Genomic DNA, 24,291 nt, shown 5'->3' on the forward strand with positions numbered 1-24,291 from the left:
GACAGTGCGAAACTGGATAGAGCGGTACTGACGCACCCAACAGACGATGGGAATGCGGCCATCACGTCCGACATCACGGACGCGACTAACAGTGGTCTGAAAACCGACACCATCACCAACGACAACACACCGGACATCACAGGCGTGACGGAAGCGGGCGCCACCGTGACCATCACGTACACGGATAAAGAAGGTCAGGAGCACACGGCGACCGGCACCGCGGATGCGAATGGTGTTTACACCATCGCCATCACGAACGCGCTGAAAGACGGCGCAAACAGCCTGAGCATCGTCGTGACAGATACGGCAGGCAACGAAGCGACGACCACGCAAGACGTGATGGTCGACACGAGCCACCCAACCATCAGCATCGACGCCGACTTGGCGGGCGACGACGTCATCAACGCGAGCGAGAAAGGTCAGGCGCTGACCATCAGCGGCACCACCACGAACGTCGAAAACGGTCAAGTGGTGAGCGTGACCATCGACGGCAAGACCTACACAGGCGAAGTGCAAGGCAACGTCTGGAGCATCGTGGTTCCGGCGGCGGACGTGGCGAACTTCGAAGAAGGTCTGGAAGGCATTACCGCGGACGTCAGCGACGTGGCCGGCAATGCGGCGACGCAAGCGACATCCAGCATCGAAGTGGACACGGCGGTCGCTAAACCAACCATCACAAACATTACAGACGACTCTGAAAACAGTGATTACTCTGATGTGACTCTACATGGCACTGGTAGTGAAGTTGGGAATATTATTGAGGTATTTGCTAAGGATGCTGATGGTAGCTATGTATCTATAGGTACTGCCACCGTCCAGGCTGACTTAAGTTGGACTCTTGATATATCCAGTATTAGCGTTACGCCGATCAACGACAATGAATTCATGTTTGCTAAGGAAACAGATTCTGCTGGTAATGTGAGTGAGGCATCCGATACCGTTCATTATTACCATGGTAGTTACGACCCAGCGGTTACGGAGTCTTCGGATGACTACGTGCTTCTTGGTGGAGGTCGAGATGACCTACAAATGGTTTCTGATGATGATAATGACTACTTTGTCGCGGATGGCGGTGCCCATGATGACAGAGCAATTTTCTCTGATTCCATTGAAAACTACGTGATTAGTGTAAACAGTGCTGGTGAGATCGTAGTATTTGAGCCATCTGAGAATGATACGAACGTATTCCGTGAGTTCGAGCGCTTCAAGTTTGGTGACGAGACTTACACAGTGGAGCAACTTCTGAAACCTACTGTTACCATTACTAGTGATGTGAACGACGATGGTGTGCTTGCAGGTTCTGAAGTTGAACCATCCGTTAATTACCGAGTTGATCTTCCTGCCGGTGCAGTAGTCGGTACGGTTCTGCTAGTAACACTTCCTTCCGGAGTTCAGTCTATCACTCTTACGGAGCAGCAGATTAAAGACGGTCACGTGATTAGTTCTTACGCTACACCATCTGAAGGTAGTGATTTAACAATTAGTGTTTCTATTACACACGCGAACGGTCAGGAATACACGTCATCTGATTCTGTGCATGTGAATGAAGCTCCAGAAGTTAATGATTTCACAGTGTCTTCAACATCCAGTGTCTTCAACATTCCTTTCTCTGGAAATGCAACGGATACAGAAGACGATAGCAGTTCTGATAAGACGACAGACATAGTAGTGACCGAATTACCACAGTTCGGCAGCCTTTATGCCATTAACGAGGATGGTTCCAAAACGAAGCTGGAAGTTGGCTCTGTATTCGCTGATTCTGCGGTCGTTAAATATGAACTTGATAGTGATGTAAATGAAAATCTAAGCTTTGATTCGACTGCTTTCAACAATGAAACGCCAATCAATAATTTGTCTGAGATTACTCTAGATAGTGGAGTGGTTATCACTGGAGGTGTAGTTGGTAATGATGGTTCACTTAAGGAAGGTACCCTGAATTACGACAGCGACATAAATGAAGTTGGTATTGGTGTAAATGGTGGTGAAATAGAAAGTGGTAACAAAGAATACGTTTCAATTGACTTCGGCGACAACGTCAATGTCACTGAAGCTAACGTATCTTTAGCTAGCCTACATGGACATTATTCTGATGCAGGTTTGGGTATTGATGCCAAGGTTCATATCGAGCTTTACAAAGATGGCGTTCTACAGACAACTGTAGTTGTAGATTCGTCTAGCGACATCGTTAATTCTCAGTATGTGGCGAACTTGCAGCTTGATGGTGGCTTCGATGAAATCCGACTGACAACTACTGCGAACCAAAACTCCAACTTTACCTTAACAGGTGTCGAAGTTGTTGACTCTCAAATTAATGACGAAATTGAATATAAAGCGGTTGATTCAGATGGCCAGGAAAGTGATGGAACGGCAACTGTCGATATCAGTATCCCTAGCTCTGAGTCTGCACTAGAGAGAGCACCAGTCGTTAACGGCGATTCAGACTTAGGTAACTCTTCAGAAGATAACGCGTTTGTTATTGATGCCGCTAAATTACAACTACTGTTAAATACAGCGACGGACGAAAATCAAGACGACTTGTTTATTTCTGCTCTTTCTGTCGACGAGTCAAAAGGGGAGCTTGTTGTTACAACTAACTCTCACGGTCAAGTGACAGGCGCGGTGTTCCACCCGAACGAAAATATGTCTGCGGACGACATTAAGTTCGATTTCACTGTTAGTGACGGTAAGTTAACAGATACGGGTAGCGCGTACCTAGATGTAACACCAGTAGCTGATGAGCCAGAGGTTAATGTATCGATCACTGGTAGCCCAACTCATATCTACTCTGAGTTCCCTACATTTGGGATGACTTATGAAGACTTCTTACCTGAAAACTTCGATGGAACAGAGTTTGGTATCGAGAATACTCAAATTATCGATGTATGGGGCGAGCGTTCAGGGACGTCAGAGCGTGATTACGTATTTGGTGAATTCGACAATGGGGCTAGTTATTCGATATCAGGTGGTAACGGCAACGATATTCTAGTCGGTGCCAAGAACTCTAAAAATGACATCAGAGGCGATTTAGGTGATGACATTCTTGTAGCGGGTAACGGCACTGATGCGTTGTATGGTGCAAATCATTACGATCCTAATGCCAAGGATGTTGCAATTCTAAAAGGTAACAGCACGGATTATGAAATCAGCAAGGGTTCTGGCTTTACCAGTAATGACCGCTGGTTCAATTTCTCCGAAGATGGAGCGAATGAAGTTAATTCATTGCATTTGCACAATATTAAGTATGTTCAGTTTGAGGATGGAATTTTTGAGCTTGACCCTGACACAGGTTCGTTGACAAAAGTTGAGCCAACGTCATCTGAATACCCAATCGATATTGAAGCATCCTTAACAGATGTCGATGGAAGTGAAACGCTAACTGAGATTGAAATCTCCGGTCTTGCTCAAGGCGATGTGTTAAAAGACAGCAGTGGAACGGTTATCGGTACCGCTTCAAGTGATGGCACTATAACGCTTTCCGGTCTTTGGTCTTCCGATGCAACATCGGTGACTTTATCTGGTCTTACTCTAGTAACTACAGCGACCAATGCTGCTGAAATTTCTGTTATTGCTACTTCTCAAGAAGGAAGTGATTCAGCGAATACTGCTTCAGGTGATGATTCTATAGTCCTTAGTGAATTTGCTGGCGTAACAATGAGTGGCGATGGGCAAAGCAACACGACAGGTGATACCCACGACACCATTATAGGTGATACTACTGGCACTGTTGTTTCTCATGGTCAGGACTACAATATCGCATTTATGGTCGACACTTCAGGAAGTGTTGGTAGTAGCAATATTGACGACATTGAAGACCAACTTGAGAAAGTATTCGATAGCTTAATTAGTAGTGCGAAAGGTGAACACTCCGGTACTGTGAACGTGATGTTAGTGGACTTCGATACGCTAGCGCATACCAGCGTGAGTGTGAATCTTGCCGAATCAGGTGCTAAAGACAAGCTTGAAAATGTTTTAGACAGCTTAAGATCAGGCGGTGGCACGAACTATGAAGATGCTTTCACTGTAACCAACAATTGGTTTGAAACTGTGAAAACAACGCATCCAGAAGCCAATAATATGGCGTATTTCATCACGGATGGTCGCCCTACCTACTACAACACTGATGTTACAAACCCTCTTGTTTACAATAGTGCAGGTACATCTAATGATCGTACGCTGGATGATATTTTGAACAATGCTGATTACGTGCCGGGTCAAACCTATAGTTACGCAGGCAAGACAATTATTGATTCGCATGGAAAAGTATACAGCTATACGTCGGGCTACCACTATGGAACGTTCCAAGGGTACATGAGACCAGATGGCGCAGGAGAGCACGAATTTGTTCAGATAGCTGGAAGAGGCTCTTATGCTGATGACGCGACATTATCTCAAGCAGAACAAGGATTTGAAGCGCTTGAAAATAATGGTGTAACAGTAGAAGCAATTGGTATTGGCAGCGGCTTGAATGAAGATCAGTTGAAAGACTTTGATTCAGACCGAAACGTACAAGCAAATGTGGATGCCGATGATTTGGCAGAAGCTATCCTTGGTACTTCTGAAGACAAGCTTCCGGGCATAGATTCCATCAATGCGGGTAGAGGTGACGACATCCTATTTGGTGATTCTATGCACATGCCAGGTGTGTCTGCCCAAGGATATGAAGGGCTTAAAGAGTATGTTGCAGGTAAACTCGATGTGACGGATGTTTCTGATGCGCAAGTACACAGTTACATTACTGAAAACATCAAAGAGTTCAATCAGTCAACAGACGAAGATAAAGCCGATCATCTCCATGGTAATGACGGTGACGACATCATCTTTGGTCAAGGCGGTAATGATTACCTATATGGTGGTGACGACAACGATACGTTAATAGGTGGGCTTGGAAGTGATATTCTGACTGGCGGTGACGATTCAGATGTCTTTAAGTGGGTTAATTCCGACCTAGATGGAAGTACAGATCGCATTACCGATTTCCACATCAATGAAGGCGATAAGCTTGATTTGAGTGATTTGTTCACTGATTTATCTGAAAATGAAGTGACATCTATGCTGGATCAAATAAAAGGCACTGTAGATGGCAATGATGATCACTCAAGCATAACCGTCGACAAAGATGGTAGCTCGGTGACGATTGACTTTGAAGGCGTATCGGCAACTGATCTGACTAACAACTTGAGCACCATACTTCTTATTAAAGATGACTAACTGATAAGAAGGATCTTTATAAGTACTTTGAAATGCCGGGGCTTAAAGCCTCGGCATTTTTCAATTGTAAATTGAAATGATTCAACTCTCTGTTATACAGATTTATTTCCTGTTTCTCTTTACCTAAAGGCGACATCATTAATCTTAATTGTGCTATCTGAATCCCACAACTCTCCAATCATCATTGAGTAATGCTTCTTCTCTCGTACAGATAGATATGCACTCAGCTCTAAAGCCATCTATAAAGGTGGCTTTCTTTTTATACTTGCATAGCTACCACGTTTTTGGTGTGTACCCAGCATAATTCCAATGCTATCTTTTTGATTACACAAACGAGAGGGAGCATCAAAATGGATTTTGATTGGGTAGAGTGGTTTGGTTATCTAGCATCTTTGGTCGTACTCGTATCGCTAACAATGACGTCCATCATAAAGCTTAGAGTGATTAACTTTATCGGCTGCTTACTCTTTGCAGCATTCGCCTATTTTATTGATTCTTATCCCACTATGTTGATGAACTTAGGTATTGCAGGAATCAATGTCTATTATTTGTGGGGAATTTATACCACCAAAGAGAGATTCAAATTGATCTCGGCTTCTGTCGATTCTGAGTATTTTGACCATTTTGTTGCCACCAATTTAATGGAAATTGAGCAGCAAACCTCGGTGGAATCGATAAAGAAATCGGATACGGCTTTTTACACTCTTCGAAACAATAGCATTGCTGGCGTACTGGTGGGGAACAAAGATAAGGATGGCACGTTATCTCTTGTGCTGGATTTTGTGACACCAGAATATCGAGACATGAAGGTAGCGCAGTATTACTACCAATTACACCCAGAAGTGATGAAGCAACGAGGTGTAAATATGCTTAAAGCCATTGCGAAAACAAAAGAGCACGAAGAGTATCTTTTGAACGTTGGCTTTTCTCCTTCTAAGGAAAATAGCGCGGTGTATTTAAAGGCTTTATAGCCACCGCGCGACACTTGTTCGTCAATTAAAAAGGCTAGGGTATGACAATTAAAAACATTGTTTTTGACGTAGGTAACGTGATCGTAAAATGGTCTCCTCTTGAGATCGTTTCCGCAACGTTTGATATGCAAGAAGAAGCGGCACAAAAGCTGGCGCAAGACATTTTCTCACATCAAATTTGGCTTGATTTAAATAAAGGTCGCTTTACCGAAAGTGAAGCGAAACAAGCTTATCAAGAACAACTGAAGTTCAGTACTGAGGAAACCGATAGGCTATTTGATAACGTGAAAGCATCACTGTCTTTATTAGAAGGCACAGAAGACATGATGAAAGACTTGAAAGAATCAGGTTATGGCATTTATGCGCTCACTGATAATGTGCATGAAATTGTTGTGTTCCTTAAAGAAAAGTACGATTTTTGGTCGTTATTCGATAATGCCATTGTATCCGCTGAATGGGATGTGCTTAAACCCAACCCTAGGATTTACCAATTAGTGGTGGAACAATGTAACGTGAAAGCTGATGAATCGGTGTTTTTAGATGATATGCCTGCGAATGTAGAAGGGGCGAAAACAGAGGGTTTTCACGCTTTCCAGTTTTCAACCGCTAAGAAAGCGCGAGAAGATTTGCGTAGTTTAGGTGTTTCAGTATAGAGAGCAAAGCTAACTGGTGATACTGCGTGTTCGTAAGTGGGGGATTGCCAATGCTATCGAAAAGGTAATCATACTGACAATAACGCGCAGTAAATTCGCGGTATTCCACTGATCTCGAACGGCTTTCCAATCATCGGGTAAAGCGGCTGGATTCCATGACTCGGTGTAATAGTTAAGCGGTAAATTAACAAACCGAGTAAAAATAACTATCCCAATAAAGTAACTCAAGGCGGTCGCAAGCCAAACCAGTGCTCGCCGTTTGTCCTTTCTCAGCCACACCACTCCGGTTATCGCAGGCAACAGAGCGGCACCAAAAAAGCACATAAAAAAGCCAGCGTGTCTCACATTGATGTTAAACAACGATTGTACCGTAGCGTAGGTGTTGCCATCGACTTCGAGCATGGCGTAGTTCACATTAAAACTGTAGGTGGCAAAAAAACCAGCCATAAGTCCAAGCAGTAAAGTAGATGTCGCTTCTAGTCCCTTTTCCATTTTGCTTTCCTTTTATTGCGTTAACGGAAAGTTTGGCGAAATGTCGGAGCGTTGTACTTATCATTTGGTAAGTGAGATGGATTTTTTTAATCGAGAAAAGGATTCAGGGGTTACGCCGATATAGCTTGCGAGGTGCATGTTGGGTAAACGCTTTAGCTCTGGTCTTAGGGTGATGAGTTTAACGTAGCGCTGCGCTGCGGTAAGTTGCAGCCAATCTTTCTCTCTATTGAACTTTTCTGCTAATACATTTTCCATCCAAAGGTGAGAAAACGTCATCCAGTCGTTTTCGTTGGCAAAAGTTTGTTTGAAAACATCAAAATCCCAACGCCATCCGCTTCCACTTTCAATGGATTCAATAAAAAAACCAGCGGGCTCATTCCTTAGCGATTCTGTCACCGGCCAGAAGAAAGCATGATCGACAAAAAAGGCTTTGTTGTGCTCTTTTCCATCCCTATCGAGGTAGTACATCCTCACTGAGCCTGAGTTCAATAGAAATACCGTGTTCCATTTTGATTGTGAATCGAGAAGAAACTCTTGTGGTTCGAATCGAAAGGATTGCGCTGAAAGGGTAAGTCTATTTTGCGTTGGCTTATCAAGTGACCTAAAGAACCGACTTTCCACCATGGTTTCCTTTTCAATATTTCTTTGCAACCAGTATAAGACCTAAGCTTACCAAGACGAGAAATCTCAATGTCTCAATGATAAGAACTTGGCTTTGAACATATTGTAATATTCCAATATAGGAATATATTGAGGTTTATGGCTAGAACAAAAACCACATTTGATCCATTTAACGCGATAGCTGAGCCTAAAAGAAGAGAGCTACTGGAAAAATTAGCTGGCAAAGAAATGACGGTTAATCAGCTAGTTGCATCACTTGGGTGGAGTCAGCCAATGGTATCTAAACATTTGGGGGTGCTAAAAGCCGTCGATTTGGTTAGAGAGCGTAGAGAAGGAAGGTTTCGCGCTTATCACGTAAATGGCGAGCAACTTAAGTCTATTCAAGACTGGGTTGTTCAATTCGAGCAATATTGGACCCATACTTTGGATAGTTTGGGAGAATACCTAGAAGAGATTCAACAAAAAGGGGACAAGGATGAGTAATCAACAAGTAGAACCCACCATTCTAACAAGAGAATACGATGCGCCTATCACTTTGGTGTTTGAGGCATGGACCAAAGTAGAGCACATGACAAAGTGGATGGTACCAATGCCTGGTGTAACCTGTGAATTTACCCGCGCCGACATTAAAGCGGGAGGCTCATCACTCCATAAAATGGTTATGCCAAATGGTTTCGAGATGTGGCTTTTATCTCAATACATCGAAATTGTAGAACCGCACACGGTTGTGTTTATTCAATCAGTATCGAATGAGCAGGGCGAGATCATGCCGAGCCCACAAATGCCAAATTGGCCGAAAGAAATGAAAACAACGGTCAAGCTTGAAGAAAGCGGCAGTCAAACTAAATTACAACTTATTTGGGAGCCCGTTAACGCGACGCCAGAAGAAATCGCCGCATTTGATGCATCGCGCAGCCAACACGGTGCAGGTTGGGGAACTGGCTTGGACAGCTTAGGTCGATACCTTTCAACTCAATAGCTACATAGCTACATAGCTACATAGCTCAATAGCTACATAGTTGTATGGCAAAAGTATTGGCTGTTACGTTCTCATAACAGCCTTTTTTGTTTTAGGCGTATTGGGGATAGAAGTTTTTTGTTAAGCGGGCGGTCAGTATTGTTACGAGCCTGCTGTATATATAGCGAAACCTATGCCCATAGAAATCTATTTACCCTGCGATCCTGATTGGCTTTGTCAGACAATACTTGCTGTCTTTGGCATTGTGTTTGTCATCGGGTTGATACGCTTTGTTTTCATTTTGAAGAATGAATATTCTTCCATGCAGAAAGCGTCTAAGCCAAAGTCCAATAAAAAGAAATCCCGCCTTTAAGCCGAGTAAGTTCACTTTCTGGATTGACGAACGATCACCCAGTCACTTAATGTTACCGGGTAATGCCCCTCTTTTTAGATTGATTTTAGAGAACATCCCATGACCACTACCGAGCAGCGTGAGTATCTAGGCCCATTTCAGGTCTTTGTTTTGTTTTTGTCTGTCTTTGTTTTGATATCCATTGTGTTGCAATTGACAATGAAACTACCAGATGACATCAACATTATGCTCAGATGGTCTGATCAATTTATCTGTGTTTTCTTCTTTATTGATTTCATTATTCAATTGAAACATGCCCCCGATCGCTGGCGATATTTTCGTACGTGGGGGTGGATAGATTTACTTTCTTCCATCCCATTTGGTTTTTATCCGCAATTTGCGCGTGTCGTTCGTGTTATTCGTCTCATTCGGGTTATTCGTTCTGTCCGTACATTAGCTAATGTCTTTTTGCGGAACAAAGTAAAAAGCTCTTTCTCTTTCGTTGTTTTTGTTTCGATTCTTATGCTGACCGTTGGCGCAATTGCACTGCTTTTGTTAGAGCAAGGGGTTGAAGGTGCCAACATTCATAATGCGGCAGACGCATTTTGGTGGGCGTTTGTGACGATAACTACTGTGGGATATGGGGATTTTTATCCCGTGACAGTCGAGGGTAGGTTTGTTGCCTCTGCATTGATGACAACGGGTGTTGGCTTATTTGGTACTTTTACCGGTTTTGTGGCTTCTTGGTTTCTAGAAGAAGACAAAGAGGATCAAGGTAAGCACGTAATGGCGAACCTCAAAGACGAAGTAACGGAACTCAGGTCGGAAGTCGGAGAGCTTAGAGCATTACTTATAGAATTTAACCAAAAAAAAGACCCCAATTAATGGGGGCACTCAGACTAAGATAAAAACGGCTTTTAAACAGACCCGAATTCATCGAGTTCTTTCGTTGCTTTCTTAACGCTTTTCTGCGAGGCGTTATTTATGACAGGCTTTTGGAATTTAACGCAGGTCTGTAGAAATGCATCGTTACACCGTTATCGCAGCTATCAAACTTTGTAAGTTCAAATTGGTGTGATGCGTTGCAATGTTCGAACAGACGTTTTCCGCCACCAACAACGACAGGGAATACCCAAAGGCGAAGTTCGTCAATTAGGTCATGCTTTAGAAGCGTCTGGATCAGACTGGCGCTACCATGTACTTGTAGGAGTGGACCGCTCTGGCCTTTCAGAGCTTGAATTTCAGCAGCAATATCGCCCGTAACTGCATGGGAGTTCGCCCAACTTAACTCTTTCGGATCAGATGTGACAACATATTTTCGCGCCGCATTCATCCGGTCTGAAAGTGTGGATTTTGGTGCGTTGGGCCAATGCCTCGCAAAAATGTCATAGGTATTTCGACCAAAAACCATATCGTAAGGTTTCGACATCGCGTAGCGTTCAACCTGATTCATTACCCCCTCCCAGTAAGGCTTTGCCCAACCACCATGTTTAAACCCACCAGACGGATCTTCTTCGGGCATACTAGGGGATTGCATGACTCCATCAAGCGTTACGAACGCTAGAACAGCAAGGTTTCTCATAGATATCTCCTTTAGACTCTATTCGCGTAAGTGTTTCTTCGAGTAGATATTTTGATGCTAATTACCTGACCGGAATTTCTGATGGATCCAGCCTAAAGCCAGTCCAAAAATACCAAATTGCAGTAACCCGACCGTAAGTTCAATTTGAATCCAGTTTGCAATTGATGGCACGGTATATTTAGCGGGTTCGGTGAGCGCGATATAGCTGACAAGAAACGCCCCAAAAAGCAACGAAATGAATATACCGTCTTTCATTCTAACGGCACTGTCTTTCCAGGCTTTCAGACCGATGCTGATGATTAAACCTTGAATAATCATGACGGCAAACCCCATCGCCATGATTGGCTCTTGGCGAAGAAAACCCACTGAATCAAAGTGTTCTTTGTTGATGACAAAATGGGATAAGCCTTGTGCGGCAAAGGTTACGACCATAAAGGCGAAAATTGATAAGGCGTGAGAAATCATTGCATTACTCCCTCTATTGAATCAGCGACCGAGAACGACTTTTTTATGAGGCATGATACTGGTGCTATTTTCGTCAGGCGAACAATTGGGCTTTCAATCTTTTGCCATTGACTAAATAGCCTATAGCTTGTCCTAATCCCCTGAGTGGATAAAAGTAAACCGTCTAAATTACGTTCGGCTCTGGTCCCATTCCTTTCTTGATTCATTCCCACGGCTTTCTCCTTGATAAGCTGTTTAACTTAAGTTCAAACCAGTTTTGTTCTGGCTACTATCTAGACGAGAGAAATCACAATTTGGGGACAGTTTAGGTGAGATTTTTTTAGCTGAGCCAAAAAAAAGACCCCAATTAAGGGGTCAGTCAGATTGACATAGACTAAGGTTAAGGCTTTTTAAAAATAGTTATTTCGATATTATTGTGTATCTCAATTCTTGCAAAAGCGAGCAAGCGTATAGTCTTCGCCACTACGCGACGTGTATTCTTTGTCAACGCTGTGCGCAATAGGGTCGCCTTTCGATCCCGTTTCTAGAAGGCTGATCCAGTAACGGTGGTTAGATTGGGTTTCCATGCACAACGAAGTACGCGATTCCAGCTGAATATCTTGGATGTTTGCCAAATTATCAATGCTGCCTAGGTGTGTACCAAGCGTAATCTCTAGGTGCGAACCTTGAGCATCTTTAAGTAAAATGGCTTCTGGTTCACGTTTGTGACCTGATAAGGCGACAAACTGTGAAGGGTTGTTTAACCCCACTAACTTCCCATCTGCAAAGCAGGCAACCAAGTTGCAGTAGTACACCATATAGTTCACAACATCTTGGTGAGAACCATGCTCAAGTGGGAAGGATGAATCCAATATTTCTTTTGCTCGTTGTTGCTTTTCTGTCACTCGTTGCGCATTTGATTTTTCAGCAGCGAGGACAGAAGTCGCATCAAACTGTTGTTCGGTTTCTGTATTTTGATTGTTCGAAGCAGTTGATATAGTCATAGTGATGTCCTCATCATTTATCTTTTTTCCAGCTTGGGTAAAAGAGGTGACTGTTCTTTTGCCCTTGCTTCAACTTTAGATTAGCGCCATTCACATCAAAATTTCACAATAAAAATTTCACAGTGTAAATTTTACAAAAAAAGCCTGTGAAATTTTACACAGATTCAATCAGTTCTATTTTCGCTTACTTCTCAGCGAATAAAAAAGCGACCGTGAAGGTCGCTAATAAATGCTCTTTGTTTCCTGCTTCGAACACCGCGTTTACTGTGAGAGAAAACTACACGTTGGCTTCTTCATGTATGGGATGAGCTTTTTTATCACCAAGTAACCGGCTGGTAATCGTACCTGCTGTCATCGCACCAGAAACATTCAATGCGGTGCGTGCCATATCAATCAAGGGCTCGATAGAAATCAATAGCGCGGCGATAGTCACAGGTAATCCCATTGCAGGCAACACAATGAGTGCTGCAAATGTTGCCCCGCCTCCTACACCAGCAATACCAAATGAGCTAATGGTAATAATGGCAATCAAAGATAGTATAAAGTTAATATCAAGTGGATTAATACCCATGGTTGGTGCAACCATTACAGCGAGCATTGCAGGGTAGATCCCAGCGCAACCATTTTGACCAATTGTCGCACCAAATGATGCCGACAAGTTTGCGATGGCAGGCGGCACATTAAGCTTGGTTATCTGCGCTTCAACATTAAGTGGAATAGTGGCTGCACTGCTGCGAGAGGTAAACGCGAAAGTCAGTACTGGCCAAATTTTCTTGAAGTACTCTAATGGGCTAACTCCGACAAAAGAAACCAATAACCCGTGGACCACAAACATCAGCAATATTGCAACGTAAGAAGCAATAATGAAGCCTAGAAGATTCAAAATATCGGCGGCGCTTGATGTTGCTACCACCTTGGTCATGAGAGCTGCAATGCCATAAGGTGTTAACGCCATAATCATTTTGACTAAACGCATAACTATCGACTGAGCTGCTTCAACAAATGTGCGGATTGGTGAAGCCAGTTCTTGCTTCTCCATCATGACTTTTCTAGCGGCAATGCCCGTTAGTATACCGAAGATAACCACAGCGATAATGGAAGTGGAGCGTGAACCTGTAAGATCAGCGAACGGGTTGGTTGGAATAAAGCTCACCAACATTTGAGGGATGGTGAGGTCACTTACTCGATCTATCCGATTTTCAAGTACCGAAATACGTGCTGTTTCACGAGCTCCTTCTGTTAACCCCTCGGCTGTCAGCCCAAATGCTTGAGTCACACCAATACCAATAACTGCTGAGATCATAGTGGTGACCAAAAGCACTGAAATGGTTAGGGCACTGATTTTTCCTAACGAGCCTGAATTTTCGAGTTTCACCACGGCTGCGATCATTGAAACCAAAACCAAAGGCATGATGATCATTTTCAATAAACCAACATAGCCACGACCAACAACGTTAATCCAATCAAGGCTTGCTTGAATGGAAGCGTGACCTTCACCATAAAATAATTGAAGTGCAAGCCCGAAGAGGCTTCCGGAAACTAAGCCAACAAGTACGAGCCTTGAAAGCGTGTTTGATTTTTGCTGCTGTTTAAAAATGAGTAACAAAATAAGCGCGAAAACAGCAAGGTTGAGTAATACTGCCACAGACATTGATAGATAACCTTTATTTACATTTAAGATACATAATTCTGATTAATATTAAATATTTAGAATTAATAACTATTGGCTAACATAGTCTTAGGTGTGTTAATCGCAAAGTGTGATTTGAAATTAGATATGTGAAAATATTATATGAAATGTGTTTTTATGGACAATAAGTCATAATTAATGTCAGAACTGGATAAGAAACAGAGTAACTCACTGAATTAAATACACGCTCCGTTAGAGAAGTTTTTCGCAGAAGGGGGGTAGCAAGTTAGATTTACGCGCCGATAGCCATCGTTGCAAGTAAACTCAAGGACATTGCAGGTAAGCTCAAGGGGGTTACAAGTAAGTTCAAGGGATGAGTGGTAAAAAAATCGGCTAGAAAAGCGTTTAGAGCTAAATTCTTGAGCGGACCCAAAAATGTAAGCTATTTGAACTTTTTTAGCATCGCGTACATTGAACGAGTATCAAAAATGGTGGGGTAGGTCATAGATGTTTGAGTTTCAAATAAGGAATAGAGCATACATTGCGCTACGTCTTGTCCGGAGATAGGTCTGAAGTTCGCAAGTTTACCGATGAGAAGAGGCGAAAGGAGTTTAAGGGCATATTCAGTTATTATTTCGTTTTTTCGCGGTTTATCACGCTCGCCGCTTAAAGGACCAGGTCTGACAAATACAACTCTCTCAAACCCCATTCTTGATACGGCTGACTCCATGCGGCCCTTGCATTTCAAGTAATGAGAGTAAGAATCAGGATCTGCGCCATAGCTAGAAACAACAGCAATACGTGTTACGCCGAGCAATTTCATTTCTTGAGCAACATTGCACACCAAATCAACATCTACTTTAGCCAGTTTTTCTTTCGAACCCGCTTGCTTGAGTGTTGTGCCTAGGCAAATAAAACCGATTTCTGGAGAGGGCGAGTTTTCATCCCATTGTGTGACCGCGAGATCAACGTGGATATGCTCTTTAAGCTTCGAATGAGAGAGGTGTATTGGTCTTCTTCCCATGGCATGGACTTTTGCAATGGCATCTTCTTTAAGAAGTAACATCATTAATTCGTGACCGACTAAACCACTGCCGCCTGCAACAATCGCCACTTTACTTTCTGGAATGCTCATAACACCTCTCGAGAATTTAGCGCGAGGTTGTGGACAACAATATTCCTGAACCTACAAACACGCTACCAGTCAGCTTATTAAACAGTTTGGCACGACCACTTTGCAATAACCAATTTGAAGATTTTGCACCTAAATAGGCGTAGATCAAAAGCCAAGACAGTTCCATCACCGCAAACGTACTGGCCAATATGGAATATTGAGTGAGTAAAGAGAGTTGAGGATCAATAAACTGTGGGAAAAGAGCTGTGAAGAAGATAATGGCTTTTGGGTTACTGGAACCGACGATAAAACCACTTAGAAACAAACTACGAGGTGATTGGCGCTGACTTTTTCCTTCAGCAACCTCATAACTTTCCTGTTTAGAAAGCAATGCCTGTACGCCGAGGTAAATAAGATAGGCTGCACCCGTCCACTTAATGATATTAAATACCCATTCGGATGTTGCGATGATCATACCTAACCCCGTAAAAGAGAGCGTTAGGATGCCCATAATGGCGGTTAAGCTGCCAAGAGCCGTAAACACTGAAGAGCGAAACCCTTGTGTTACCGATTTGCTTAAGCAAAGCAAAACACTTGGTCCCGGTGATGCGGTGAGTATGAATATTGCCGCGACGTAGATCATCCATGTATTCCAATCCATTTCTCTATCCTTATGAAAAATGTGCAAAAAAAAGCAGCGATATCACTGACTCGCTGCCTGAGTTGATACTTTACATAAATTACTGAACTTTAAAGCGTCCGACAACCTTATTTAAACCGCTTGATGTTGAATCAAGGGCTTGGTTCACGGTACTGGCTTGCGAAGCGTTGTCGTTCAGTTGATGTACGATCTGCTGAATCGCGACCATATTTCTATTCACTTCTTCTGTAACCTGACTTTGCTGATCTGCAGAGGTTGCCATTAGGGCATTCAATTCATTTATTTCAATGACAGAATCGGTCACTTGGTTGAGAGAATCCATTACCTTGTTAGTATTTTCAGCGGTGTTCTCACAGCTATTGCGTGTAGACTCCATAGCTGAAACCACATTGTCGGTCGCGTTTCGTAGTTTACTAAGCATTTCGTTTATTTGAGATGTACTGTCTTGCGTACGCGCGGCTAGAGCCCTTACTTCGTCAGCTACGACAGCGAACCCTCTTCCTTGTTCACCTGCTCGGGCAGCTTCTATAGCTGCATTCAAAGCAAGTAAGTTCGTTTGTTCAGCAATTTCACCAATTACTTGCAATACAGTACTGATTTGCTTGGTGTCCGCGCTCATAGTCCCGATAGATTGAGACATACTACTTACTTCATCGACAAGGGCTGAAACGCTATTTACCGCTTGAGAAACAATTTCTTTTGATTCCTCAGCATTTGCAGAGGTGTGCTCGGTTAACTTCGCTGCATCAGAGGCATTTTGTGCAATGGATTCAGCGGTTGCGCTCATTTCATTTATCGCGGTGATCGCTTGTTCGGTTTCAATATTGTGGTTGTTCAGCGTATGTAAGTTCGATTCTGTTTGGCTATTTATTTGAGAGACAGCGGTATCGATACTGTGGCTAGATTGAGAAACTTCAACAAACATCTTCTGAAGCTTTTCAATGAACAAGTTAATCGAGTGAGATATTTGGCCAATTTCGTCTTGAGAAACGACATCCAAGCGTTGCGTTAAATCACCACTTCCTTTAGACAAATCGGCAACAACACTTTTCAAGTTTTGCAAAGGTTTAAATGCGATATGCAGCAGAGCAACACTTATCCCGATAATAACAACAGCGCAGATGATTAAAGCCATCGTGATCAACCAGTTCAACGAAGAAGTGTTTTTTTCAATTAAATCCAAGTCGATGTAACCATTTAGCTGCCAGTTCTTTTCACCCAAAGAGACTCGCTTGTTAAACGGCATAAGGTTATCACCTTGCTTATTTGAGTAGATAACGGTGCCATTTTGAGAAATCAGTTCAATGTAACTGCCGCTAATCGCGTAGTCGGCAACAATGGATGACATTTCACTCAAGTCGATAACAAAGAAATCGACAGAATCATCTGAACGACGCATTGAAATAGTCAGAAGGGGTTTTCCATTAGTGACTGTTACTTCGCTGATGGCTGGTATTTCTGTTTGGGAAGACGCAGCGTTAATAAAAGCCTGAGAATCGTCTTCTTCCATTATACCTGAATCATCAAATGCATAGTCGTTTACGATTTTAACTATTTTATAGAAGCCAGAGTTTTCTTTGGTTTCTGCTATATCCATCATGCTGAAGTTTAAGCTTTTCGCCAAATTCACTTGCCGTTGCAGATCGGTACTCAGTTTCTTCTTAACCAACTCGATGTTGTGGCTGATGTTTCGTGTATCTGAATCATGAATGTATTGGCTAATAAAGTAATTAACACTGACGTAAGAAGTAAGAATGGTAATGGAAACAATGATGGTTATTAGAGCGATGATCTTGTTTTTAAAAGATAGGTTTTTCATGCACTTTACATCCCTAAAAGTGTACTGAAGAAAGCAACCACATAGCGAGGAACCAATGGTATGCGACACATGTTAAGCAGAGTGCTACTAATGTGCAATCGATACGCAACAAAGATATAAAATTGAGCTTTATGTTAATTAAAGTGAGCTTTTACTAAGAAAAAAGATAGACAAGTTCACACCTCAGGTTCTTTGGAGACCGACGATTATTTAAGTTGAAGTTTTAATGGCGAATAAAAAGCGTGAGCTATAATTGTAAGTGTTAGTGCACGCGCTTGATACGCAATGAAAAGGTTTGACCATAAAAAGTCTTTGAGATTAAAAAGATAAATGGATAAAAGTTCAGCTTAAGAAAGAACGTTGCGTGTTGTAGCCAGTTAAACCAAACAGGTTTAGGCTAGGTATGAAAATCAAAATCAAAATTAAAAACATAACGTTACTTACCGTTGTTACATCATTGCTGTTTTTAGTTCTCTATTACGTTACGTGGAATGCAACGCATGAACTGGAGAATAAAGTACAAGAGGAAATGCAGAATTCTGCAAAAGAGCTGGTTGAAAAAATCGATCGTAACTTATTTGAGCGATTTCATGATGCGCGAGCTTTTGCCCTAAATGCGAGGCTGACACCCAATTTCCCCGGTCAAAACAGATCCCCAGACTCCAATCTTACCGAATATCTCGATAAGTTAATTACTGAATATAAAGTTTACAGCCACATCTTGGTTTTCTCTGTTCAAGGTGAGCTTGTAGCGCAAAATAGAATTGACGTATTTGGGGAAGATATCAAGCCAGTTGAATCGAACGCCGACAAAGTGCTGTTAAAGCAGTGGTTCAACAATGTACTGAATGAATCCTACTTAAAACCTTTGTCACCAAACCCAGCTTTTCCCGAATTAGGCACTGTAGTATACGGACCCAATTCATCCCTTTTTGGGCAACAGAGTGTGCGCGACGAGCAGTTCGATATGATGTTTGCTACGGCAATAAAAAACGACTCGGGCGAGGTGACTGGTGTATGGGTTAATGTTTTAGATTTTAAATTTCTTGAAGACATATTCCTCGAATACCACTTATCGCTGCTAATGAAGGGTTACAACGATGTTCAGTTACTGCTTGTTGATCAAAAAGATGATGTCCTCATCGACATGCGATCCAAAGACAATCAAACCATGGATTATTTTCGTGAAAACGCTGAATTAAAAGGACAAAACTTTAGCGATCTTTATCAAACTCGATTGGTCATTTATCGAGACTCCACAACGGGCATTTCATTCGTTGGTCAAAAGGGTGAAGAAGATCTTTTAAGAATACGAGCGAGTAGCGTCGGCGCCTACGACTTTCCTGGGCTGAGCTGGCAGGTATTCATTCAAGTTCCTACTGAGTCTGCGTTTGTAGAAGCGGCCCAACTTAAAACCAAGTTGTGGCTAATATCTATCATGATCATCGCTGTGCTTGCCGTGACAGGCTTATACATGTTCTACCGTGTAAGTTCTCCACTCAAACAACTAGCGGAGATATTTTCACAATTATCTCGCAGTGACTTTTCCACACCGCTACCCAAATACCGCCGTAATGATGAAGTAGGGGACATCATTAAAGCAGTGGACATCTTTAAAAGCCGTCTTCAAGAACGTGAAAAACTGCTTAAGAAAACGTTAGACCAGCAACAAGAACTGGACTTACAACGTCGAGCAATTCGAGCGGCAAAGTCGGGAATGATGGTATGTGATGCCAAAGAGCACGACCTTCCTATTGTTTATATCAATCACGCGTTCTTAGCGATGACGGGGTACACCAGTGAGGAAGTCGTTGGGAAAAATCCTCGGTTTCTTCATGGTCCCGATCTGGACCAGCCCGGGCTAACTGAGTTAAGGAGTGCTTTAGCTGAAGGACGATCCTGTAACGTCTACATTCAAAATCAGCGCAAAGACGAATCGATATTTCAATGTCATTTACACGTAGACCCCGTCTACTCCGACGAAGGCGAGTTGACACATTTCATTGGTATCCAAACCGATGTGACTGAATTGCACAAAGCGAAAGAAGAAGCCCAAGAAGCAAATAAGTTATTGCAAGATTTGATCGCTCAAACAACGTTGGAGCTAGAAGATAGCGAAAGCCGAATGAAGGCGGTATTTAAGTCTGCAATTGATAGCTTAATTATCTTCAAATTGGATGAAACCATTCTAGATATAAACGACTCAGCGAGAAAACTGTTTGGTTGGACGAGAGAGGAGATATTAGGTAAGCCATTTGAGATTTTGTTAGCAGAAGATTTTGAGCAAAAAGGCATCAATTTTCTTACGCACTCGATATCTGTGGAATCGTCTGATAGAGCGAACGAATGCGATGAAGTGATAGGGCAAACCAAAGGAGGAACGCTCGTACCGTTAGAGATGTCGATTACACAAGTTGCGGTTAATGGCGAAGCTTACTATTTAGGAACGCTACGCGATATTAGTGACCGCAAACACGCAGAGTCGGAGCTTAAATTAAGTAAAATAAGCTTACAAGATCTTGTCAGGCGCTTGAATCTTGCCACCGAGGCAGGGGAAATTGGTATTTGGAATTGGGACTTTAGAAGCGGCGAGCTTGAATGGGACGACCGTATGTATCTTATGTATGACGTGGACAGAGAAAACGCCACGGATACATACGATATGTGGAAAGCACGAGTCCTTGATGAGGATGCCTCTCGCGCTGAAGAAGAGCTGATGAGAGCAAAAGATACGTTGTCACGCTTTAGCTCTGAATTTCGGATTCAATGGCAAAACGGTGAAGTTAGGTGGATCAAAGCTGCTGCGGATGTTGTGTTTGATGAAAGTTCCGGTGAAGCCATTGGAATGGGTGGGGTCAATATAGACATTACCAAAGAGAAAACCGCGCAAGACTTGTTAAGACGCGAAAGCGAAATAGCCACTGCTGCTAATGAAGCCAAATCGATGTTTCTTGCCAATATGAGCCATGAGATTAGAACGCCAATGAATGGTGTGGTTGGGATGATCAATCTGTTGAGCGAAACGGAGTTAACTCCCGAACAAAGTACAATGGCAACGACAATTCGCGATTCCTCTATGACGTTGTTAAACATCATTAATGACATTTTGGATTTCTCCAAAATAGAAGCTGGACAAATGCAAGTGGAGAACATACCCGTTGAATTCCACGTGGTCTTGGAGCGCACGGCAGACGTGTTGTTCTTACAAGCTCAAAAGAAAAATATCTCTTTACTGTTGAAGCACGATTCTCGAATTCCACAATACATAATGAGCGACGGAGTTCGACTGGGGCAGGTGCTGCTCAATGTGGTTGGCAACGCAGTGAAGTTCACTAGCGGAGACGAACACTATCAAGGGCAAGTTTGGATAATGTCTGAGCTCATTTCGAAGGATGGCCGAGATGAAATAGAAATCCGTGTACAAGACAACGGTATTGGTATGTCCCAATCGCAAATGGATAAGTTGTTTTCAGCATTTTCGCAAGCAGACACATCAACTACCCGTGTATACGGAGGAACTGGGCTGGGCTTATCCATCACTAAATCGCTGATTGAAATGATGGGAGGGCATATTCGCGTTGAAAGCCAGGTGGGTGAAGGGAGTTGCTTTATCATGACTATACCCTGTGTTTACGATCTTAACTTCAGAATGGAACAAGAGGATATCCCTTACTCAGAAGCGAGGATTCTGTCGGTCTTACGTTCTCCAGAGCTGAGTGAAGTAGTGAAATACAATCTCGAATCTGTGGGCTGTGAAGTGGTCTCTGTGTCTTCACTTGCGAAAGCAGAAATGGTTCTGACTCATGAAGAAAAAAACTTCACTATCATGATTGCAGGACCAGAATATACCGTAAAAGACATCGATAAAGTGTATGAGGGCAATATAGGGAAGCTACTTAATGGTAAAGCCAAAACATTGCTACTCTCAGAGGATTCGTCCTCAAGCAAAGGGTTTGTTGCTTCTAACACGATGGTATCTGGCGCACATCCACTCAAACCCAGTGAACTTGAAATGGGTATAGCGATCTTAATGGGCAAACGTAGCCCTATTGTGGAAAACAAACAAAAACTAAGAGCAACGCAAGACTTACCCACGAAAGAACAAGCCGAGAAAGAAGGCAGGCTAATATTGGTGGCGGAAGATCAGCCCACCAATCGTGATGTGATAGAAAGGCAGTTAAATCGGTTGGGCTATGTGTGTGATATGGCAGAAGACGGATTAGCTGGTTTGAATATGTGGAATAAGGGGCGCTACGGGTTGGTGCTGACCGACTGCCATATGCCGATAATGGATGGTTTTGAGTTAACGAAAGAAATACGAAAAATAGAAAATGAGCAAAATGAAGAGGAGCGAACGCCAGTCATCGCGATTACAGCCAATGCGTTAGTTGGATCAGCAGAGCATTGTATTCAAGCAGGAATGGACGATTACCTTTCTAAACCCGTGGAGCTTAATACCTTAGGAAAAATATTGGATAAATGGCTGGGTCACTCTGTTGAACAAGACATGGAAAACGCAGAAATTGAACAAGACAAACATGGCTTTGATATCGATGCGCCACTTAAACACGATTTGGAATTACCAGAATTAGAGGATTCAAGCGCCATCAACCTTGAACGGCTTGAAGCCATTCTCGGTACTGCTGAATTGGATGTCGTTGCTCCGTTGCTACAAGGTTACTGGGATTCGCTACAAGAAGACATGAACGCATTGGAAAGTGCACTAACCAATAAAGATGAAAGCCAGATTCAAAGTATTGCCCATGCCGCAAAAGGCGCGGCGAATTCAGCTGGCGCAGAACGGCTGGCAGAATCATTTATGACTATGCAAAACGAAGCATTAAAGCAGGATTGGGGGTACTTGGAAAACGTTTACCAACAGAGTGTTACTAAAGTAACAGACATCCAGAAATACTTAGAAAAAGAAAAAATAATTTAGCTGAAATACGCTCTGGAATGATATAGACCCTGGAATGAAACAGGCTATGGAATAGGACAATAACGCTAAGGCATAGAACGCTAACAAAATTTAACCGAGAAAGTTCTACAGACTTTAGTGATTGTAATACAACGTAAAAAGCTAGGAAGGAACACACTATGAAAGCGTCAGAAATGTTCTCTAAAATTACAGTGATGATCGTCGAAGATCATGATTTCTCTCGAAAGGCGACTCTTTCGATGCTTCTTAGGCTGGGAGTAGAAAATATCCTTACCGCCCCAAATGGCAAAATAGCGGTTCAAAAGCTGGATATGCACAAAGTAGACATCATTATTACCGATATCAACATGCCAGAAATGAACGGAATCGAGTTGTTAAAAGAAGTACGAACTGGCAACACATGCAACGACAAATCCACCAGAATAATTGCAGTTACATCTTACTCTAATACTGAAGTGCTGCGCGCTTGTATGAATCTGGATATTAACTCATTTCTTGTTAAGCCAATTACCCTCGATATGGCGAAAGACAAGATAATTTCTGCTTTTAGTGAATCGGCCCAACTCTTCCATGAGCATGAATATCATCAAGTTGAATCCAACTTTGATTGCATGACCGAAGACGCTGTTGTTCAGCATGAAATTAAGCCCGCTAACCGTGAACCTCAAAAACCTACATTGGGTCTTAATGAGCGGCTGATCTCCAAATTGAGTGAACTGGAGGTGGGCATGCGTCTCAAGCAAGATATTTGTGCTGCCAACGGTTCTCGCTTGATAGCGGAAGGTGTGGTGTTAAACGAAAGGCTGATCAATCGAATCCACGAACTCAGCACCATCATCACCATAGATCAGCTTAAAGTGGAGTTACCAGAAGAAGATGTCACAAAAGTTTCATAATTCAGGCTTATTCCAGTCATTATTAAAGTTTTAATTTATTCTGTTTCGAATTTCTTATTTCATTCTCTAAATTAAGAACAGTATTGCGCACGCTTTACTCTATAATCAGCACAATAGGTTGCGGTAACCACGATATGAATGTGGTTAATTAATTTGCTTATATGCATACAAGTTATGTATAAAATCAGGCGTGCATTGAAATGAAAGCCATATTTCAAATCATTTTAAGCTCATTTAGAGCGGCGATGGTCTCACTGATCCCTTATTTGTTTTTTCGTTCTGCTTGGATTGTTTTCATTGTTGTGAACAATAATTATGAGCTTATCCCATACGAAGATATTGCAACCATAGATATTTTGCTCGGAAAAATATTCCCAGTTTTACTTACATGCACTCTGGCTTATCACCTCTCTTTTCACTTCTTTGATGAGCGCTTACTGGTTACATCTCTCGCTTTAACCATGTTTCTTATCTTTTCGGGCTACATTACAAAAACCGAAAACGGACTGATTCTTTCTGATGCTTTTGTTCTAGACGATGCGGTATTTGTTCCCGTTATGGTTTGCTTGGGTTACTTCCTTGTTAATCGCTACGTGAAGTACAAGTTGATACACACAAGGGTGGTGAATCCTGTTTTAGAAGGTGCGATAAACGGGATGATGCCTCACCTTGTTGTCTTCATAGGAATGGGAGCTCTGTACTATATATTTGGTCAATATACATTCCAGACTCTTGTGGACATGATTGCCTTGTGGCCGGCTGGTATTCAAGCTTATTTGCATACGCTAATTATCCACATTACCTGGTTGTCAGGAATACACGGCGCAGCCGCGTATTACACCTTTTTTGATTCTTCTTTTGTTTCAGATGTCTATGTGACAAATATGTCTTTCAGTATGTTTTTCGATGTATTTGTTATTTATGGCGGTGCGGGAAGCACGTGGGCG

The 24,291-nt window shown here is 42.5% G+C and carries 17 protein-coding genes and 1 pseudogene; 9 read left to right on the plus strand and 9 right to left on the minus strand.

The annotated features are described in order from the left end of the window. From VPNCDNU1_RS25645 to VPNCDNU1_RS25655, 3 genes are all read left to right on the plus strand, one after another. Positions 1 to 5,208: Ig-like domain-containing protein (locus VPNCDNU1_RS25645; RefSeq protein ID WP_145959491.1), on the plus strand; the 5,208-nt coding region annotated here is incomplete at its 5' end. A gap of 350 nt (positions 5,209 to 5,558) precedes the next feature. Next, positions 5,559 to 6,179, plus strand: coding sequence for a hypothetical protein (locus VPNCDNU1_RS25650; protein WP_104403002.1), 621 nt, complete (start codon positions 5,559 to 5,561; stop codon positions 6,177 to 6,179). Positions 6,180 to 6,220: 41 nt separating this feature from the next. Then, positions 6,221 to 6,832, plus strand: a complete 612-nt coding sequence (locus tag VPNCDNU1_RS25655) for an HAD family hydrolase (protein WP_104403003.1) — start codon at positions 6,221 to 6,223, stop codon at positions 6,830 to 6,832. Positions 6,833 to 6,841: 9 nt separating this feature from the next. Here VPNCDNU1_RS25655 and VPNCDNU1_RS25660 read toward each other — a convergent pair whose 3' ends face one another. Both VPNCDNU1_RS25660 and VPNCDNU1_RS25665 read right to left on the minus strand, forming a co-directional pair. Beyond that, positions 6,842 to 7,324, minus strand: coding sequence for a DUF1772 domain-containing protein (locus tag VPNCDNU1_RS25660; protein WP_104403004.1), 483 nt, complete (start codon positions 7,322 to 7,324; stop codon positions 6,842 to 6,844). Between the two features lie 60 nt (positions 7,325 to 7,384). Further along, positions 7,385 to 7,975, minus strand: a complete 591-nt coding sequence (locus VPNCDNU1_RS25665) for a Crp/Fnr family transcriptional regulator (RefSeq protein WP_145959492.1) — start codon at positions 7,973 to 7,975, stop codon at positions 7,385 to 7,387. Positions 7,976 to 8,083: 108 nt separating this feature from the next. Between VPNCDNU1_RS25665 and VPNCDNU1_RS25670 the strand changes: the two genes are divergently transcribed. The 3 genes from VPNCDNU1_RS25670 (at position 8,084) to VPNCDNU1_RS25680 (ending at position 10,140) form a co-directional block, all read left to right on the plus strand. After that, positions 8,084 to 8,428: an ArsR/SmtB family transcription factor gene (locus VPNCDNU1_RS25670; protein ID WP_104403006.1), complete on the plus strand. Its 345-nt coding sequence runs from the start codon at positions 8,084 to 8,086 to the stop codon at positions 8,426 to 8,428. After that, positions 8,421 to 8,924 carry an SRPBCC family protein gene (locus VPNCDNU1_RS25675; protein ID WP_104403007.1) on the plus strand — a complete coding sequence of 168 codons (504 nt, stop codon included), beginning with the start codon at positions 8,421 to 8,423 and terminating at the stop codon, positions 8,922 to 8,924. Before VPNCDNU1_RS25670 ends, VPNCDNU1_RS25675 begins: the two co-directional genes overlap by 8 nt. Positions 8,925 to 9,375: 451 nt before the next feature. Next, on the plus strand, positions 9,376 to 10,140 hold the full coding sequence (locus VPNCDNU1_RS25680) for a potassium channel family protein (protein ID WP_104403008.1): 765 nt from the start codon (positions 9,376 to 9,378) through the stop codon (positions 10,138 to 10,140). 97 nt (positions 10,141 to 10,237) lie between these two features. Here VPNCDNU1_RS25680 and VPNCDNU1_RS25685 read toward each other — a convergent pair whose 3' ends face one another. From VPNCDNU1_RS25685 to VPNCDNU1_RS25720, 7 genes are all read right to left on the minus strand, one after another. Beyond that, positions 10,238 to 10,837 carry a dihydrofolate reductase family protein gene (locus VPNCDNU1_RS25685; RefSeq protein WP_104403009.1) on the minus strand — a complete coding sequence of 200 codons (600 nt, stop codon included), beginning with the start codon at positions 10,835 to 10,837 and terminating at the stop codon, positions 10,238 to 10,240. 57 nt (positions 10,838 to 10,894) lie between these two features. Beyond that, positions 10,895 to 11,302, minus strand: a complete 408-nt coding sequence (locus VPNCDNU1_RS25690; RefSeq protein ID WP_104403010.1) for a hypothetical protein — start codon at positions 11,300 to 11,302, stop codon at positions 10,895 to 10,897. Positions 11,303 to 11,724: 422 nt separating this feature from the next. Then, positions 11,725 to 12,285 (minus strand): malate synthase, encoded by a 561-nt coding sequence (locus VPNCDNU1_RS25700; protein WP_104403012.1) that lies wholly within the window; start codon positions 12,283 to 12,285, stop codon positions 11,725 to 11,727. A gap of 277 nt (positions 12,286 to 12,562) precedes the next feature. Next, positions 12,563 to 13,936: an L-cystine transporter gene (locus tag VPNCDNU1_RS25705; RefSeq protein ID WP_104403013.1), complete on the minus strand. Its 1,374-nt coding sequence runs from the start codon at positions 13,934 to 13,936 to the stop codon at positions 12,563 to 12,565. Positions 13,937 to 14,357: 421 nt separating this feature from the next. Then, complete coding sequence (locus VPNCDNU1_RS25710; RefSeq protein WP_104403014.1) at positions 14,358 to 15,050, minus strand: NAD(P)H-binding protein; 693 nt, start codon at positions 15,048 to 15,050, stop codon at positions 14,358 to 14,360. Positions 15,051 to 15,066: 16 nt separating this feature from the next. Next, entirely contained in the window at positions 15,067 to 15,690 is a 624-nt protein-coding gene (locus VPNCDNU1_RS25715; RefSeq protein WP_104403015.1) for a LysE family translocator, read from the minus strand. A 79-nt stretch (positions 15,691 to 15,769) separates the two neighbouring features. Continuing rightward, positions 15,770 to 17,509 (minus strand): methyl-accepting chemotaxis protein, encoded by a 1,740-nt coding sequence (locus VPNCDNU1_RS25720; RefSeq protein WP_104403016.1) that lies wholly within the window; start codon positions 17,507 to 17,509, stop codon positions 15,770 to 15,772. Positions 17,510 to 17,912: 403 nt separating this feature from the next. Between VPNCDNU1_RS25720 and VPNCDNU1_RS25725 the strand changes: the two genes are divergently transcribed. The 3 genes and pseudogenes from VPNCDNU1_RS25725 to VPNCDNU1_RS25735 all read left to right on the plus strand — a co-directional run. Then, positions 17,913 to 22,448 carry a PAS domain S-box protein gene (locus VPNCDNU1_RS25725; RefSeq protein ID WP_104403017.1) on the plus strand — a complete coding sequence of 1,512 codons (4,536 nt, stop codon included), beginning with the start codon at positions 17,913 to 17,915 and terminating at the stop codon, positions 22,446 to 22,448. A gap of 158 nt (positions 22,449 to 22,606) precedes the next feature. Next, on the plus strand, positions 22,607 to 23,344 hold the full coding sequence (locus VPNCDNU1_RS25730; RefSeq protein WP_104403018.1) for a response regulator: 738 nt from the start codon (positions 22,607 to 22,609) through the stop codon (positions 23,342 to 23,344). Positions 23,345 to 23,544: 200 nt separating this feature from the next. Next, positions 23,545 to 24,291 (plus strand): annotated as a pseudogene (locus VPNCDNU1_RS25735) (EAL domain-containing protein); the annotation flags it as partial.

The sequence above is a fragment of the Vibrio penaeicida genome (genome assembly GCF_002933855.1).
GTDB lineage: Bacteria > Pseudomonadota > Gammaproteobacteria > Enterobacterales > Vibrionaceae > Vibrio > Vibrio penaeicida_A.